The 732-nt window shown below is 78.3% G+C and carries 1 pseudogene (only partly in view); it reads right to left on the bottom strand.

The features are described 5' to 3' along the window. Positions 1-580 (bottom strand): annotated as a pseudogene (dacB, locus tag HCJ92_RS25450) (D-alanyl-D-alanine carboxypeptidase/D-alanyl-D-alanine endopeptidase) (it extends 677 nt beyond the left edge of the window). Positions 581-732 lie beyond the last annotated feature (152 nt).

Raw genomic sequence — 732 nt, 5'->3', positions numbered from 1 at the left:
TCCGCTCCACCAGGTCCGTCAGCGGGGCGGAGAGGTGGTGGGCGAGCCGCTCGGCGCCGTTGGGGGCGGTGGCGGGGGCCGGCTCGTCCGTGACGGTGACGCCCGCTGCGGCCAGTTCGGCCGCGAAGAGCGCGGCGGTGTCGCCCGCCGGGTCGGCCGCGCGCGGCGCGGGCCCGCTCCCCGAGTCGTCGAGGCGGCCCGCGTTGAGCATCAGCGAGGTCAGCGGGGCGATGTTGTCGTTGACACCGATGGGGTGCCGCTCCTCGCGACCGCCGTAGCGCTCGGTGTCGTAGCCGACGGAGACCTCGGCGACGGAGCGCCGCGCGAGCGCCTCGGCGGTGTCGGCGGCGAGCCCGACCACGTCCTTCGCGGTGAGCGTCGTGTCGGAGCCGCCGACCAGGACGACCCGGTCGGGGCCGGGGCCGCCGGAGTCGAGGACGGTGCGGGTCGCCAGCCGGTGCTCGGCGCCGAAGGTGTGGAGGGCGGTCGCGGCGGTGACCAGCTTGACGGTGGAGGCGGGCGCCATCGGCACGTCGGGGCGCTGCGCGAACAGTTCCTCACCGGTGGTCAGGTCCACCACGACGGCGCCCGGGCGCCTGCCGAGTCCCGGGTCGGCCAGCAGGCCGGGAAGCGCGGCGGCGAGAGCGGCGGTGTCGGCCCGGTCCGGGGCGTCGCCGCCGAGGGGGCCGAGCGGGATGAGGACGGCGTCGGCGCTGGGGCCCCGGCCGGGGC

It is taken from the genome of Streptomyces spiramenti, assembly GCF_012034385.1.
Lineage (GTDB): Bacteria > Actinomycetota > Actinomycetes > Streptomycetales > Streptomycetaceae > Streptomyces > Streptomyces spiramenti.
This window is presented reverse-complemented; position numbering and strand designations above follow the sequence as displayed.